Origin of the sequence: Micromonospora sp. CPCC 205739 (assembly GCF_036906795.1) — a bacterium.
Classification (GTDB): domain Bacteria; phylum Actinomycetota; class Actinomycetes; order Mycobacteriales; family Micromonosporaceae; genus Micromonospora.
Genome location: NZ_JBAKHS010000014.1, coordinates 129,074 through 144,452 on the forward strand (window position 1 = coordinate 129,074; position 15,379 = coordinate 144,452).

Below are 15,379 nucleotides of genomic sequence, written 5' to 3' on the forward strand. Positions count from 1 at the left end.
GAGGAGCAACCGTGACCGGTTTCAGCACCAGGGCCGTGCACGGCGACGACGGTCTCCTCCCCGGTGGGGCGGTGGCCCCGCCGATCGTGCAGAGCGTGACCTTCAGCGCCGAGTCCGACGAGCGGTTCACCGAGATCGCCACCGAGACCCGGGGCAGTGCCTTCTACACCCGGTACGGCAACCCGAACCACCAGCAGGTGGCCGCCGTGGTCGCCGAGCTGGAGGGCGCGGAGACGGGTCTGGTGACCGCCTCGGGGATGGGCGCGATCAGCACCGTCGCGCTGGCCCTGCTCTCCGCCGGGGACCACGTGGTGGTGCAGCGCAGCACGTACGGCGGCACCACCTCGCTCGCCACCGGCCTGCTGGCGCGCTTCGGGGTGGCGTGCACCCAGGTCGACCAGACGGACACCGGGGCGTTCGCACGGGCGCTGCGCCCGCGTACCCGCCTGGTGCTGGTGGAGACGCCGAGCAATCCGCTGCTGGAGCTGACCGACCTGGCGGCCGTGGTGGGGTCGGCCCACGCGGCGGGCGCGCTGGTGGTGGTCGACAACACCTTCGCCACGCCGGTGAACCAGCGTCCGATGAGCGCCGGGGCGGACCTGGTCTGGCACAGCGGCACGAAGTTCCTCGGCGGCCACTCCGACGTGTCGGCGGGGGTGGTCGTCGGCTCCGCCGAGCTGGTCGAGCGGGTGTGGCGCACGGCGATCGTCACCGGCAGCACCCTCGGCCCGGTGGACGCCTGGCTGCTGCTGCGCGGTATCCGTACGCTGCCGCTGCGGGTGCAGCGGCACAACGCCAACGCCCTCGCCCTGGCCCGCGCCTTGGAGGAGCACCGGGCGGTGGCCCGGGTCCGCTACCCGGGACTGCCGTCGCATCCCCAGCACGCGCTGGCGCGGCGGCAGATGACCGGCTTCGGCGGGGTGCTCAGCGTCGACCTGAAGGCGGGACGGGCGGGGGCCGCCGCGCTGCTGGCCGGGCTGAACTTGGCCAAGCGGGCGGCGAGCCTCGGCAGCGTCAGCACGCTGGTGGTGCATCCCCGGTCGATGTGGGCGGGGATCGTGGACGCCGAGCAGCTGGCCGCCACCGGTATCGGCGACGGGCTGGTGCGCGTCTCCACCGGCATCGAGGACACCGCTGATCTGGTCGAGGACTTCCTGGCGGCGTTGGACGGCGCGGCCGTGGGTTAGCCGGGCGCCGGCCGCCGCAGAACAATGGGGCGCGCCATCACCTTCCTGGCTCGGCGGCTTCTCCAGCACCTTCCTGCACGTGACAGGCCCCGTCACCGCGTCCGGGCGGTTCTACGGCTGTCACGGTCGGCGCTTTCGTCACGCCGGCCCCGACTTCCTCCGATGCCCTGCGGCGGCGTCCGAGCGGCACCCATGATGCCGATGTCGAGACATGTCCGGACGGTGCCAGCGAGACGGCCAGCCGGGCGGACTCGACGCTCCGTGTCGCACGGCACCCGAAAGGTCTGTCGCATGTCCGCACGCAAGCTGCGCTATGTGTTCGCCGCCCTGGTGCTGACGCTCTTCCTGGCAGCCATGACGCTACCGAGGGGAGCAGAGACGGTCACAAAGCGTGCCGACGCCTGCGCGAATCCGCAGAGCGGCCGGGAGGAGGACGCGCTCGGGACGAAGTTCATGGTGGCGTCCGCCCACCCGCTCGCCACCGAGGCGGGCTGCCGGATTCTCGCCAAGGGTGGCAGAGCGGCGGATGCGGCGGTAGCGGTGCAGGCCGTCCTCGCCGTCGTGGAGCCGCACGCCTCCGGGCTCGCCGGCGGCACGCTCATCAACTACTGGGATGCCAGCAAACACGACGTCCGCTTCTTCGACGGCATGGCCCGGGCGCCGCAGAACGTCACCGAGAACCTCCGGACGCCGACCGAGCCGGAGCGCAAGGCACTGCGTACGGACCGCTTCCCGAACGCCGCCTCGGCCACCGGACGGTCCTTCGGCGTACCCGGGACGCTGCGGGTGCTCGCGGATGTGCACGATCTGTACGGCGAGCTCGAGTGGAACCAGCTCTTCGACGACGCCATCCGGCTCGCCGCCGACGGGTTCCCGATGTCCGCGAATCTGCACGACGGTTTCAAGGAGCGCTTCAACGGACGCAAGCGCTGCAACTATCCGGATCTGCGCCCCCGTTACTGCAACGGTGACGAGCCGAAATCGGTGGGCACGACGATCCGCAACCCCGACATCGCCCAAGTGCTGCGGGAGGTGCGGGACGGGGGCGCGCGGGCGTTCTACGACCCGAACGGAACGATCGCACCGGCGATCGTGCAGCACGCGGCCAAGGGGGACATCAAGCTGAAGGGCAACACCGCCGGCCCGGTGGTGATCCCGAGCCTGATGACCCCGCAGGACTTCGCCGAGTACGGCGCCATCGAGCGCACCGAGGTGTGCCGCAGGGTGCTCAGCGTCAACGTGTGCACCTCCCCGCCGCCGGCCTTCGGTGGGGTGGCGGTGCTGGAGATGCTCGGGTTGCTCGAACGCGGTGAGGTCGGCCGGACGGAACCGAACTCGACGGACCGCCTCCACCTCTCCATCGAGGCCAGCCGCCTGGCGAACTTCGACCGCCGCGCCTACATCGGTGACCCCGAGTTCAACGTCGTGCCGGTCGACGGGCTGCTCAAGGGACCGTACCTCGACCAGCGCTTCTCGCTCTACTCTCCGGACAAGGCCATCCAGCGGCTCGAACCGGGCAACCCGGAGGGCGCGCTCCCGCCGGCGCCTCCGGTTGGCGACCAACCCGCCACCGTCGACGTCGGCGACCCGACGAGCAACGTGAGCATCGTCGACGCCGCCGGCGACGCGGTGTCCATGACGACCACGAACAACAGCCACTTCGGGTCGCACCTGGAGGCGCGCGGGATCATCCTGAACAACGCGATGAACAACTTCACCGACACGGAGTCGGTCTCACCCGGCAAGCCGGTGAACGTGATGCAGCCGAAGAAGCGGCCGACCGCCTCCATGGCACCGACCCTCGTGCTCGACGTCGAGGCACGGGAGCTGCGGCTCGTGATCGGCGCCGCCGGGGGTTCCCACATCCCCGACTACGTGGTCCAGGCACTGGTGGGGATCGTGGTCGACGGCATGGGCCCGGCTCAGTCGCTCGAGCAGGGGCACTACAGCGGCCAGGACATCACCCGCCGATGTGACGGGCAACGCGGCGCCCCCTCGGAGGTCGAAGCGGGCCGGCGAATCGCCACTCAGGTGGCCGCCCTCATGGCCCGCGACCATCCCTGCCCACGCGTCGTCGCCCTGGACAGCGGTCTCACCGCGATCGAGGTGCGGGGCGACCGACTCCGCGGGGCAGCGGACACCCGCCGAGACGGCGCCGCGGTCGGGCGCTGAGGCCGACGGCGGACGGAAACGCTCGGCCGGGCAAACCCGGCCGAGCGTTCCATCCCTCACCGCATGTGCAACCGGGTCAGACCCGGCGGGCGGTACGCCAGCGCTCCGCCCAGTACCCGGCGCCGTCCAGGATCGATTCGCCGGCGAGGTCGCCCATCGTCGGGCCGTCCGCCTGCGACCGGCTGGAGACGAACCGGTGGTGGCCACTGTCGTCGATGCCGAGATAGATGCCGGAGTGCTCGATGTGGCCGTCCATGACCGGCCCCGCGTTGAAGAAGAGCAGGTCGCCCGGGAGCAGGCGGTCCAAGCCGCGGGCCCGGTGGCCGGAGTTGGGCATCAGCTGGGCCCCCGGGCCGAATTCGGCCATCGCGTACGCGCGTCGCGGCAGTCCCTCACCGGGCGTGTTCGTGCCGCGCAGCGGATAACCGAGCCGGTGACCGTAGACCATCCGCAGGTACCCCGAGCAGTCGAGCGCCAGCAGGCGCGCGCGCTCCGGCTGCCCGATCTTTCCGTCCAGGAAGGTGAAGGGCATGCCCAGGTAGTCGTAGAAATCGGAGCGCTCCGCCCGGCCGTCCGGGTCCAGCGGGTCCAGCGGCCCGAACGAGGCGTCACCCGAGTACTGCTGCCCCTGGTTGTTGGTCTTCACCGGGGCGCCCTCGACGTACTCCATCGCGATCGACAGGACGTCCGGCGAGCGGTCGTGGCGGGCCGCCGACAGCCAGTCGGTGAACCACTTCTCCTTCTCGGCGCCGGGGTGCCAGGGCTGCGGCGCCAGCCGCACCCACACGTCCGTCTCGACCTTCGACGCGGTCCAGCGGGGCTCCTCAAAGGTCCGCTGCGGCCCGTAGACGTGCACCGTCCGCGCGCCGTCGGTCATGATGGCGACCGGCTGCCCGGAGGAGTCGATGATCTCCGTACGATCCGGTGAGGTGGAGCGCTGGTAGGTGTAGCCCGACGCGCCGAGCACCTGGCCGTCGGACCCCTGCGCCCCGCCCAGGGTCAGCACCGGTTGGTCCCCCGGAGACGGTCGCAGCACGACGTAGGTGATCGTGCTCGCCACGATCAGCAGGGCGAACCCCACCATGGTCAGTAGGACGGTCGGTCTGCGAAAGTACGTCCGCTTGATCATGCCCGCTATCTCCTTTCGCGACTCGGTCCGGACGGTCAGGTGACCGGCACGAAACCGGCGACGACGCCGCTGTACGCCACCCCGAAGGTGATCGCGGTGACGATGAACGTCGCCAGGATCGTGGCCTTCGGCGGCTGCCGCACCAGCTGGTAGGCGATCAGACCGGGGATGACGAAGCCCAGGGTCTGGTGGGCGAACAGCAGCGGCAGGTCGCGCTGGACGATGACGAACAGGGTCAACTGGAGCAGAACGCTGAGCAGCACGATCGCCGCGAACAGCCGCTTTCCGTAGAGGATCACCACCCGTTGCATCACCCGGGTGAGCAGGTACGTCAATATCGTCATCCCCGCGATGATCAGGGCCTGGAGCTGGTCCTCGATCAGTGTCAGGGCGATCCACCCGGGCGTGATCATCCCGCCGGGCGAGAGGTTGGTGGTCAGGTAGCACAGCAGAGCGAACACCAGCCCGATGCCGAGGCTCGCCGTGGCCAGCTGTGCGCTGAGTTCCCCGCCGAATGTCATCATCGGATCCTTTCTCCGGTCGGCGTACGAAGCATCGAGCCGGCCTCGGAGCCGTCCTCGCAGGTCCAGCTGGGCAGCGTCGCCAGCTCGTGGAGCAACACCTCGCCCTGCCCGTGGATGTTCCCGACGGCGACGATCGACGACTCGTCCGGCGCCGCTGCCGTCACGCCTGCCAGCAGTTCCTCCGAGGGAAGCTTGCCGCCCAGATCGACGATCCGGTCCTGGAGGTCCGCTGGCACGGTCGATCGTGCGCTCTTGGTCAGCTCGCCGATCAGGACGAGCTTCTCCGGTTGCACCCGGGCGGTCAGCTCGCCCATCTGACCGTTGCGCTCGACCCGGTCGGGCCGACAGTTGATCACCATGGTCAGCGGACGGGTGATCAGGCGCTGATCCTCCAGCTGCTTGATGTTCATCAGCGTGGACTCCGGATCGTTGGCGGCGAAGATGTTGGCGAACCGCAGCCGCTTGTCGCCCTGCAACACCCGCGCCACCGAGAGCGCACCGGGGTCCGGCGGCGCCTCCCACATGCCCTTGAGCGCGCTGTGCCGGTCGACGCCCAGTTGCTCGGCGACCGCGAGCGCGATGGCCACGTTCTCCTTGAAGGTGATCCAGCCGAAGCCGTCCATCTCCTGGTCGGTGACCGACTCCGGGTCGACCGGGATGAGCCGGCAGTTACGCCGGTCCGCCTCTTCCTGCAGAATCGCCAGCCGGTCCTGTTCCGCCGTGATGCAGACGCCCCCCTCCGGCATGGAGCGGCTCAGCGAGCGGGCCACGTCGTCCAGCGTGGGGCCCATCTCGGCGAGATGGTCCTCGCGGACGTTGCACAGCACCCCGATGTTCGACTGGATCAGCTTGCTCTGGTTGCACTCCTGCAGCGCCGGCATCACCGCCATGCACTCGATGACCAGGGCGTCCGGATGGTACGCGGCGGCGCGCCGCACGATGCCAATCTGCTCCGCCACGTTCGCGATGCCGAACTTGCGGTAGACCGGCTCCTCGCTGGCGTCCGGAAAGATGAACCGGGCGGCGGTGCCGGTGGTCTTGGCCACCACCACCCGGCCACCTCCGCGCAACGCGCCGGCGCAGAGCCGTGTGATCGAACTCTTGCCACGGATGCCGTTGACCAGCACCCGGTTCGGGATCCTGCTCAGGTTGCGGAAGTGGTTGCGCTGTTCGACCACTCCGGCGACCAACAGGGCGACACAGCAGAGGACGAAGACGATGTAGAGGTATCCCACGTCAACCCCTTTCATCTCGATCGGCGCCGGACCGGTAGAGCCCACCGCCGCGCGTCGGCGCGGTCCGACCGGCATCCGCTCCGCCCGGTGCGGTGGGGAGCACGACAGTGGGGTCCTCCTCGCTGCCGCGCAGTCGGGTCGCACCACCCAACCGGCTGGACCCGGTGTGCTGGGCCTGACGACAGACCTCCAGACACATGGCCAGGGCACCGATGTCGTCGTGCCGCTGGGGCGGGATCGGCACGCCGGCGGAGCCACTGCTGATCTTGTCGGCCTCCCCCGCGAGCCGCCGCAGCGGCCGCGCGAAGACGTAGTACTGCCACACCCCGGTGAGCAGCACGGCACCTCCGGTCAGGCTGGCGACCAGCAGGGTCCACCGTCGGCCGTCACTCGCCGGCAGGCGGAGACCGTTGAGGTCCTGCTCCACCACGAGTGACCACTTCAACGGGGTGACCGTGTGGGGCTTGCTCAGGCCCGCCGCCGCGATCAGGGTCGGTGTGCCGTCGGGCCCCGTCGCCCGTCCGACCGTGCCGCCCTTGAGCGCCTCGGCCGCGGCTCCCCGCGCGCTGCCCTGCAGCTCCTGGAAGGCCCGGAAGCCTTCCGAGTCGAAGACCGTCCGCAGATTCTCGTCGACGATGCGTGCCTGCCCGTCCACCTCGCGGAGCATCTCCAGCAGGTAGTCGATGCTGTACTCGCCGACGGTGGCGACCCCGTTGGGGCCGACCCGGAAGGCGTACACCACCGGGACGCGGGAGGTCTTGTCGTCCAGGTCGATGCCGGACTCACCCCGCAGCGGCTCGTTCCGGATCGGCTCGCGCCCCGCCGAGCTCACCACGGAGCCGTTGGGGTCGACCAGGTACAAGCTGCGGAACCGCTGCTTGTCCGCCAGTTCCTGCTCCAGCAGCGGAGTCATCCGAGCGGGGTCGTTGGTCTCCGCCGCCTGGGAGATGCGCAGCACCGTCTGCAGGCCGTTGTTCAACGCCTTGCCCATCAGGTTGCTCGCCGCCTCCGCCCGGGTCTCCTCGTCCCGGACGAGCTGGTCCGGGATCGACGGCTCCGGGGCGCGGAGGGTGGCGGCCACCGCCGCGGCGGGCCAGAGCAGAGCCAGCACGGTGGCGAGGGCCAGGCCCTGGGTGACGGTCGGGCGCCACTGCCACCGCCACCACCGGCGGGGGGCGGTGGGAGTCGCGGGGTCGGCGGAGGTGGAGGCCAGCGCCCGGGCGATCCGGTGCGCCTCCGCCACGCGCAGCGGCCGCCGCTTGCTGCACGGCTCGCCGCAGGCGTTGGCCTTGGCCTGTTTGAGCAGCGACCGCACGGGGCCGACCAGCGCGAGCCGCATCAGCAGGAAGCTCGGCACCGCCATCGCCAACAGCGTCAGGCCGATGAGGACACCCTGGGCGGTGGAAGTCCCGCCGGTCTCCTCCGCGACGATCATGCTGGCCAGGGTGACCCCGGTGTTGCCCACCGGGGCCGAGGAGACGACCAGCTGCCGGCCCGACCATTCGGTCACCCTGACCGGGTGGCCCTGGCTCTCGTCGGACCCGGCGAAGCCTTGGAACACCGTCGGCAGATGGACCTTGTCGACCGCGCTGACCCCCTGCACGAGGGTGCTCTTGCCGTCCGGCGTGATGGCGAAGACCCCGTGTCGGGCGTCGGGACTGAGCCGCAGCTCGTCCACGGTCAGCGGTTGGATCGCCAGCAGGGTCCGGGTGCCGTCCAGTCCGATGCTGCGGACCAGCACGGGACCCTCCGGCGTGCTGATGGGAAAGACGTTCTCGGGCAGCGTGGGCGGCAGCAGCTCCAGGGGCAGTTCCGGCCCCTGCTTCGCCAGGGGACGGCGGCTGGCCGTCTCCATGATCACCGCGCCGCTCCAGGTCGCCCCGTCCCCGATGACCTGTTTCACCAGCTCGGGATCGGGTGTCCCCGGGGCCCGCCCGGCGACGCGCTGGTCCAGGTCCTCCACCGAGTGCTGGATGGTCATGCGCGTGCTGGTCGCGACCTTCGAGACGTTGTCCCGCTGTGAATCGACCACGGCCGGCGGAACGCCGCGTTGGTGGTTGATCGCGAATCCCAGCACGATGGCCGCTGCCAGGAACATGGCCGCCCACAGGTACAGCATGGACGGCACACCGGATCCTGCCGGAAACCCGGCGGCCGGCAGCTGTTGGTTCAACGCACGCCGACGCCACTCGACCACCTGGTCCTGCGGCGGCGCGCCCGCCTCCCGCGCTGCTACCGGAGCACGTCCGCGAAACTCGGCACGGTCGGTGGGACGGTCGGGCTCAGTCTGGTCCCCATTGCCTTCTCGCATCATTGGGACCCATCCCTTCCGAGCGCATCGGACTTTGCACGGTCTTCTCGATCTTGGAACGCCGCTGGGTGAACGGACCTCACCCGGCCCGGATGAATCCGGGACAGGGGACTCGCGTCCCCGGCCCGCTCGGGCAGCGGCCGCAAGACCGCTGGCCGGCCCCTTCCCGGAACCGGCCAGCGACCTGTCGCGTGTCGGCGTCAGCTGGAGTAACCCCGCTGGGCGATCCAGTCGGCCACCTCGTCGCTGCGCATCCAGTAGTGCTTCTCCGAGTCGTACGGGTCGGCGATCTTCATGCTCTGCCCACCGTCGCGGTAGCCGACGATGCTCACGTAGTGCCCACCCGGGAACGAGTGCCGCTCACCGTCGGTGTCGACCCCGGTGCCCAAGGTGTTGGCCACCACGCCGCGCCGGGTGTCGACCGCCTCGACGACGTCCTTACGAAGCTCGTTGACCTGCCCGAGATCGGCGGTGGCCCCGCTGATCTCGGTGGTCTCGTAGCCGCCACCGGTCAGCTCGTTGAGCACCCGGGTGGTGTCGTCGGCCGAGTCGGTGCCGGCCCTGGTGGTGCCGAGCTTCTCGGCGACCTGCTTCTGGCTGAGGTTCTTGTCCTGGGTCGACAGGGCGATCTGGGTCGCGGCCGGGGCACAGTAGTAGTCGGTCCGCTGGGTCTCGTAGTCGTGCTCCAGGACCCGCTCGCCGCCAGGAGGCGCCGGCTGTACGACGGCCACCTGCCTGCTCTCGGCGGGCGCGGCCTGGGCAGCGGTCGTCGGTCCGGCGAAGAAGCCACCGGTGGCGACGAGACCAGCAAGGGACAGAATCGTCTTACGGCGCTGTGAGTTCATCGTGAAAGCTCCCATCGGTTGGCACCTCCTCAGGAACCGGAGGCGCAAGCACGGCGGGTAGGAGATCGCCCGGCTCAGGTCTGAGAGCGGACGTCTCTTCAGTTCCCGGCTGCCCGGGCTTCTTTCTCGACCGCCTTCTCCGCGGTCGGGTGACGGTTACCCCCGGGCGGCGGGTGAAAACGGCAGACGCTACTCCGTCAGCAGCACTTTCGGCGGCTGTTTCGCGGAATCGGAATCCCGGCGCACACCGTTGTCCCGACAGCCGACCGGATGTATCGGCCGGGAGGGGGTCTTCTACCGATTCGCCGCCGCCTGGTCAGGTCGGGACGGCTCCATGTTGCGGGACATGAAGGCTGTTCAGGACCCTCGGCGTGTTAGCGTTGGGCAGCCGAGTTTCATGGCCTGCGCCTGAGCGCTGCGCTGTTTTCGAGCACACGGATCATTTGCCGGAAACACACTGCGGGGCAGAGCACGGGCTATCACGTCCGTTTGGTCGCTGCGCGACAACAATACGGAGGGGAAACCGTGCAGAATGCGTCCGGAAAAAGAAGTCACACCCGCTGGCGGCGCTTTTTCGCGCTGATGCTGCCCGCGACCGCCCTCGCCGGCGTAATCCTCGTGGGCATGTCCAATGGCGCCGTTGCGGCCTCCTTCGCCGTCTCCGGCCAGACATTCAAGGTCTCCGCCTCCGAGTTACGTGGCGAGGGATTCGTCCAGTACCCGGGCGTCGCCGAGGAGATCGACGGCACGAGGCATCCGGTGGCCGTCACGGGCATCCGCGAGGCGCAACTCTTCGACCTCTGCCAGTCGGTCAAGGTGCCGGGCGCGCCGGTCGTGCTCACCATCAACGCCGGTCGCGGCGGAAGGCCCGCCACGGCCAGTGATCTGTTGATCGATGTGGAGTCCCTGGAGGGCGACGCCGAGTTCACGAACATCAACATCGGGCAGGACGCGTCCACGCTCGACCGCGGGCCGGACGGTGCCCGGGGCGCCCCGAAGGCATTCGGCCAGCAGGCGGACGCGGTGACCATCACCAACCTCCGCCAGGTGGCCCGCTCCACGCAGGCCGGGAGATTCAACCTGACCGGACTGAAGCTGAAGGTGAACGTCGGCGCGGCCGCCAAGGAGTGCTTCTGAGCTGAACCTCGGGGCCGGGGTGGCAGCCGCACCGCCATCCCGGCCCTCGACATCACCGGCAGGAGGCAGACGTGAGAGGCACGAAACCGCAACGCGATGCCCGTCGAAGTTCGCCCCGCGAGGCATGGCGCGGCTTCCGCCGGTGGCAGCAGACACGGCCGTTCTGGGGCGGGCTGCTCACCGCGCTCGCCGGACTGGAGATCTTCGGCACCACGCAGATGTCGCTGGAGGGCCTGTCCTTCCAGCTGGGGCCGACCGGATTCCTGTCCTGGCTGGTGCCCGCCGTCCTGGTGACCTCCGGCCTGCTGATCTGGTTCAGCCCGCAGCACCGCATCTTCTACGCGGTGATCGCCGCGGTCACCGCGCTCTTCGCGCTGATCGGGGTGAACCTGGGCGGCTTCCTCGTCGGCACCCTGCTCGGCCTCTTCGGAAGCTCGCTGGCTGCCGGTTGGGTCCCCGCCGCCGCACCCCTTGTCGACGAGCCGGCCGACGGCCGGACAGCGCCATCGGAGCCGCAGGTGAGTAGGGAAGCTTCGGCGTCTCGCACGATACGCCTTCGGCCAGCAGGCGGCCCTGGTCCAGGAACTGATGTCGGGTAGGGGCGACATCGAGCCTCGCGCGGCCCGGCGATCGGCGGTCGCATCGCAGCAGCTCAATGGGGCGGGGACTGTCCCACGAGCCGCACAGCGGGAGGCGCCGCCGCTGCACCGGCAGCCTCGTCGGCTCTTCGCCGCCCTGCTCGGTCTGCTCGGCGCCGCCGGCCTGCTGGCCGCGCCCGGACCCGCGAAAGGATGCGCCCCGGCCACCCCGGTGCCGACCGAGCACACCTCGGACGACCGGATCACCCCCGCACCGACCGCTCCCGGTACCGGCTGCGGTCCCGCCGGGCCCGGCCGACCCGGGCAGGGCGACAGGAGACCGCCGCTGATCGCCCCCGACCCCGACCAGCCGCCCGTCGCAGCGAAGACCTCGACGCTCACCGGGTCGACGGTGACGGCGACTGGTCTACGGATCGAGGGGACCGTCCAGCTCCGGACCGCCGACGGCACCTTGCGGGCGCTGAAGGTCAGCATGAACCGGGCTGTCACCGACGATGTCCTCCTCCGCGCGCCCGGCCCGTCGGGCCGGACCATGCGCTTCACCGCCGACCGTCTGACGCTGCAGGGCGATGTCGCCTTCTATGCGACCCGATTCGCCGGCCGGCTCTCCGGGGCCACCATCACGCTCGGTCCGGACCTGCCACTCCCGGACCGGTTCGCCGCCGCCTCGTCCGGCCCGGTCACCTTCACCGAACCGGCGATCGACCTGGTCTTCCTCCGGGCCGACTCACTGACCGCCTCCCCACGGCTCGAACTCGGCCTCCCCCGACAGTGAGGTCGTGCAGGTGTGCACCGGGCGACCGGTCCGCCGCAGCGGCGCGCGGTCGATGGCGACGCCGGGTATGGTGTGGCGTGTCGGTGTCGCCGGGCGGTCGCCCGAGATCGAGACACCCTGATCGGGCGCCATTGCGAGCGCCACGCGCGTCCCGAGCTCGCCCGGCAGGATCTGCCGGCGGCTCGATCTCCTCCTCTGCTGCAGACAGGACTCCCGCATGACATCGAACGGCAAGGTGCAACCGGCGCTGTTTCTCGCCACGACGACCGGCGACGGGCTCGACGACCCGGGGCTGACTTTCGACGGCAGCGATGAGGCGATGCGGCGGCTACGCCATCCGTTCGCGGTGACGCCGGTCCGGGCGACCGCGCCGAGGGGTGCCGACCCGGACGAGCGCGACTGAGCCGTCTCCCGCGTCCGCAGCGCGATCGCCGGCGGCCGCGTGCGGCTCGCCGTCCAGTTCGTCAACCCGGGTACGCCACGACGCCGCGCAGCACCTCCGAGGTGGGCACGTGTTGCTCCACCGAGGCACCGTGCTCAGCGCGTCGCGGCGTCCGTCCGCGGGTCACCGGCTCCGACGTCGTCCAGGTGGCGCAGTGCCTCGGCCCAGGAGCTGCCCAGCGTGGTCTCGTGGTAGTCGATGTCGTGCTCGGCGCAGAACCGCCGGACCAACGGCCGGGCGTGGCGCAGGTTGGGGCACGGCATGCTCGGGAACAGGTGATGCTCGATCTGGTAGTTCAGACCGCCGAGCAGGGCGTCGACGAGGAACCCACCGCGGACGTTGCGGGAGGTCAGGACCTGCCTTCGCAGATAGTCGAGGTCGTCGTCGGCATCGAGGATGGGCATGCCCTTGTGGTTGGGGGCGAAGGAGCAGCCGAGGTAGAGGCCGAGCAGCCCCTGGTTGACCACGATGAACGCGACCGCCTGCGCCGGGCTCAACACCAGGAACACCGCGGCGAGGTAGCCGACCAGGTGCAGGGCCAGCAGTCCGGCTTCCGCGGGCCGACGCGCGATGCGGCGCCCGCCGAAGAAGACTGCCCGCACACTGTTGGCGTGCAGGTGCAGGCCTTCCAGCAGGAGCAGCGGAAAGAACAGGTAGGCCTGGTAGCGGACGACCAGCGCACCGAGGCCGCGCCGTCGCCGGGCCTGACCGCGGGTGAAGGACAGGGGCGCCACGGTGATGTCGGGGTCCTTGCCCTCGGTGTTCGGATGGGCGTGGTGCCGGTTGTGCTTGTCCATCCACCAGCCGTAGCTGAGGCCGGTCAGCAGGTTGCCGTGCAGGATGCCGATCAGGTCGTTCCCGCGCCGCGTACGGGCTATCTGCCGGTGCCCGGCGTCGTGGCCGACGAACCCGGCCTGCGCGAAGACCACGGCGAGGGCCGCCGCGACAGCCAGCTGCCACCACGATTCGCCGAGCTGGAAGAACAGGCCCCACAGTCCGAGAAAGGAACCGACGACGAGGCCGATCCGCAGGCTGTAGTGTCCCCGCCGCCGCTCGAGCAGACCCGCCGCCCGGACCTGCCGGGACAGGTCGGCGTAGGCACTGCCCCGCTGGCGGTCGGCGCCAAGGCTGGTGTCACTCACAATCGCCACTCCCGCTGGTCGCAGTCCGCCCGCCGGCTCAGGGGCGTCGGCCCGAACGCCTCGTCAGACGGCCCATGAGCTGCTGAAGCTTCCGCTGGGTGCCGGGTTTCGCCGCCTGGCTGCGGCCACGCCCGATCAGGTCACGACTCTTCGGGCTGTTGAGCAGACCCTTGATCCTTTGGCTCATCGATCCGGATGTCACGGTGCACTCCCCCTCCCGGCCGGTCGGCTGTCCGACCGCCCGCCGCGGCGATTCACCTTCAGTGTCAGCCATCACGGAACCCCGCCGGGGCGGATCGGGTGATCCGGATCCCCACCCCCGCCGCCTCATACTTTCGGCTAGTAATTATTCGATCTTTCGGGTAGCGTTCGCCGCATCAAGTGAACGACATGACGCGGTGGCGAGGCCCGTGATCGTGGCCTTGCGATGGCGCACCAGCCCGTACGTGCGCTCCGGCGTCAGCCGGTTCGGAGATCTTCCGGTCGTTTCGATCAGCGGGCACGTGCGGGAAGGCCGACCCCATGGTCACCATCACCGAACCGACGACCGCTACCCGCTTCGGCCGGCGCAGCAGCGCGCAGGATGCCGACAGCGCGGACGCCCTCCTGGCCGCGATGGCCGCGACCCCGGCCGGCAACCCGAGCCGCCCGGCGCTGCGGGAACGCGCCATCGAGGCGTGGTTGCCGCTCGCCCGCCACCTGGCGCGCCGCTACTCCGGACGCGGCGTGCACGACGAGGACCTGACCCAGACCGCCGTGGTCGGGCTCATCAAGGCCGTCGACAACTTCGACCCCACCCGGGGCGTCGACTTCACCGGGTACGCCATCCCGACCGTCATCGGCGAGATCAAGCGGTACTTCCGTGACCGCACCTGGGCCGTGCGGGTGCCCCGGCGCCTGCAGGAGCTGCGCCTGTCGATCACCGAGGCGAACAGCACCCTCACCCACACCCTGGGCCGCTCCCCCACCGTGGCCGACATCGCGACCTACCTCGACCTGCCCGAGGAGGCGGTCCTGGAAGGACTGGAGGGGGCCCGCGCCTACCGCGCCACCTCGCTCTCCACCCCGACCGGCGCCGACGGCAGCATGGAGCTCGGTGACACCCTCGGCGCGCTCGACCACGACTTCGACACCGTCGAGCTCCGCGTCGCCCTCGGCCCGGCCCTCGCCACCCTGCCGGAACGCGAACGCCGGATCCTGAGCATGCGCTTCCACGGCAATCTCACCCAGGGCCAGATCGCCGAGCAGATCGGCATCTCGCAGATGCACGTCTCCCGGCTCATCACCCGGGCGCTGGCCACCCTGCGCGTCCATCTCGCCGACGACCGCTTCTGAACCGCCGGTCCCGGGCCCGTCAGCGCCTCGTAGCGCGCCGACCGCGCTTCCACCCACACCGCCTGATCCTTCGTACGCTCCCGCCGCCCGGTCGCCGCACGTGCGACCGGGCGGCGGCGTACGTCCACAACGGCGCCGTCCGAAGCCGACGGCAACATCGTCCGATGCGTCCGGACCCGCGATTGGCCTGAGCGATGACGGCTGACGTCGGCAGGGACAGCGATCATCCAACCGGGATCGGCCGCTCAGCCGGACCGAACTCCCGACGGGCCGCCTTTCGCGCAGCCATCTACGCCGTTATGCGAACTTTCGGCATTAGATGTGTAAAGGTCCGAATAACTACACCTGCGAATCGGTGTGTCTGCCACGCCGCTCCATCGGCGTCCGGTGAGACGCATTCGCGAAAGGGCATGTCGTGACAGTCAAATCAATCCGCCATCCTCGACGGGCGCTCCTGTCAGCGCTGACGGCCGTCGCCGCCGGCGGCGCGGCCGTCGCCGTGCTGATCGTCAGCGGCACCGGCGCGAGCGCCGCTGAAGCACCGGT

General features: G+C 70.3%; 13 protein-coding genes. 7 read left to right on the forward strand and 6 right to left on the reverse strand.

Annotated features, from left to right (window positions below):
• Positions 1-11: 11 nt before the first annotated feature.
• Positions 12-1,187: a trans-sulfuration enzyme family protein gene (locus V6U88_RS20745; protein ID WP_334455344.1), complete on the forward strand. Its 1,176-nt coding sequence runs from the start codon at positions 12-14 to the stop codon at positions 1,185-1,187.
• Positions 1,188-1,478: 291 nt separating this feature from the next.
• On the forward strand, positions 1,479-3,359 hold the full coding sequence (locus V6U88_RS20750; protein WP_334455345.1) for a gamma-glutamyltransferase family protein: 1,881 nt from the start codon (positions 1,479-1,481) through the stop codon (positions 3,357-3,359).
• A gap of 76 nt (positions 3,360-3,435) precedes the next feature.
• Here the strand turns inward: V6U88_RS20750 and V6U88_RS20755 are convergent, their stop codons facing one another.
• The 5 genes from V6U88_RS20755 to V6U88_RS20775 form a co-directional block, all read right to left on the reverse strand.
• Positions 3,436-4,488 (reverse strand): NlpC/P60 family protein, encoded by a 1,053-nt coding sequence (locus tag V6U88_RS20755; RefSeq protein ID WP_334455346.1) that lies wholly within the window; start codon positions 4,486-4,488, stop codon positions 3,436-3,438.
• Positions 4,489-4,523: 35 nt separating this feature from the next.
• Positions 4,524-5,009, reverse strand: coding sequence for a poly-gamma-glutamate biosynthesis protein PgsC/CapC (locus V6U88_RS20760; protein ID WP_334455348.1), 486 nt, complete (start codon positions 5,007-5,009; stop codon positions 4,524-4,526).
• On the reverse strand, positions 5,009-6,247 hold the full coding sequence (gene pgsB, locus V6U88_RS20765; RefSeq protein ID WP_334455349.1) for a poly-gamma-glutamate synthase PgsB: 1,239 nt from the start codon (positions 6,245-6,247) through the stop codon (positions 5,009-5,011). Before pgsB ends, V6U88_RS20760 begins: the two co-directional genes overlap by 1 nt.
• 1 nt (position 6,248) lies before the next feature.
• Positions 6,249-8,366, reverse strand: coding sequence for a cache domain-containing protein (locus tag V6U88_RS20770; RefSeq protein ID WP_334455357.1), 2,118 nt, complete (start codon positions 8,364-8,366; stop codon positions 6,249-6,251).
• Between the two features lie 392 nt (positions 8,367-8,758).
• Positions 8,759-9,403: a C39 family peptidase gene (locus V6U88_RS20775; RefSeq protein ID WP_334455358.1), complete on the reverse strand. Its 645-nt coding sequence runs from the start codon at positions 9,401-9,403 to the stop codon at positions 8,759-8,761.
• Positions 9,404-9,985: 582 nt separating this feature from the next.
• On the opposite strand from V6U88_RS20775, the gene V6U88_RS20780 reads away from it, so the two are divergent.
• The 4 genes from V6U88_RS20780 to V6U88_RS20795 all read left to right on the forward strand — a co-directional run bounded on the left by V6U88_RS20780 (position 9,986) and on the right by V6U88_RS20795 (position 12,317).
• Positions 9,986-10,540, forward strand: a complete 555-nt coding sequence (locus V6U88_RS20780; protein ID WP_334455359.1) for a DUF6230 family protein — start codon at positions 9,986-9,988, stop codon at positions 10,538-10,540.
• 71 nt (positions 10,541-10,611) lie between these two features.
• On the forward strand, positions 10,612-11,139 hold the full coding sequence (locus tag V6U88_RS20785) for a DUF6114 domain-containing protein (RefSeq protein ID WP_334455350.1): 528 nt from the start codon (positions 10,612-10,614) through the stop codon (positions 11,137-11,139).
• Entirely contained in the window at positions 11,129-11,914 is a 786-nt protein-coding gene (locus V6U88_RS20790) for a hypothetical protein (protein ID WP_334455351.1), read from the forward strand. The genes V6U88_RS20785 and V6U88_RS20790 overlap by 11 nt, the downstream gene beginning before the upstream one ends.
• A 217-nt stretch (positions 11,915-12,131) precedes the next feature.
• Positions 12,132-12,317 carry a hypothetical protein gene (locus V6U88_RS20795; protein WP_334455352.1) on the forward strand — a complete coding sequence of 62 codons (186 nt, stop codon included), beginning with the start codon at positions 12,132-12,134 and terminating at the stop codon, positions 12,315-12,317.
• A 134-nt stretch (positions 12,318-12,451) separates the two neighbouring features.
• Here the strand turns inward: V6U88_RS20795 and V6U88_RS20800 are convergent, their stop codons facing one another.
• Positions 12,452-13,501: a fatty acid desaturase family protein gene (locus V6U88_RS20800; protein WP_442934666.1), complete on the reverse strand. Its 1,050-nt coding sequence runs from the start codon at positions 13,499-13,501 to the stop codon at positions 12,452-12,454.
• Positions 13,502-14,020: 519 nt separating this feature from the next.
• Here V6U88_RS20800 and V6U88_RS20805 point away from each other — a divergent pair.
• Entirely contained in the window at positions 14,021-14,833 is an 813-nt protein-coding gene (locus V6U88_RS20805; protein WP_334455354.1) for a SigB/SigF/SigG family RNA polymerase sigma factor, read from the forward strand.
• Positions 14,834-15,379 lie beyond the last annotated feature (546 nt).

Coding starts and splice junctions, on each gene's coding strand:
- V6U88_RS20775 (WP_334455358.1), bottom strand. CDS start 9,403: ATGAACTCACAGCGCCGTAAGACGATTCTGTCCCTTGCTGGTCTCGTC.
- V6U88_RS20790 (WP_334455351.1), top strand. CDS start 11,129: ATGTCGGGTAGGGGCGACATCGAGCCTCGCGCGGCCCGGCGATCGGCG.
- V6U88_RS20780 (WP_334455359.1), top strand. CDS start 9,986: ATGCTGCCCGCGACCGCCCTCGCCGGCGTAATCCTCGTGGGCATGTCC.
- V6U88_RS20750 (WP_334455345.1), top strand. CDS start 1,479: ATGTCCGCACGCAAGCTGCGCTATGTGTTCGCCGCCCTGGTGCTGACG.
- V6U88_RS20805 (WP_334455354.1), top strand. CDS start 14,021: ATGGTCACCATCACCGAACCGACGACCGCTACCCGCTTCGGCCGGCGC.
- V6U88_RS20760 (WP_334455348.1), bottom strand. CDS start 5,009: ATGACATTCGGCGGGGAACTCAGCGCACAGCTGGCCACGGCGAGCCTC.
- V6U88_RS20795 (WP_334455352.1), top strand. CDS start 12,132: ATGACATCGAACGGCAAGGTGCAACCGGCGCTGTTTCTCGCCACGACG.
- V6U88_RS20755 (WP_334455346.1), bottom strand. CDS start 4,488: ATGATCAAGCGGACGTACTTTCGCAGACCGACCGTCCTACTGACCATG.
- V6U88_RS20770 (WP_334455357.1), bottom strand. CDS start 8,366: ATGCTGTACCTGTGGGCGGCCATGTTCCTGGCAGCGGCCATCGTGCTG.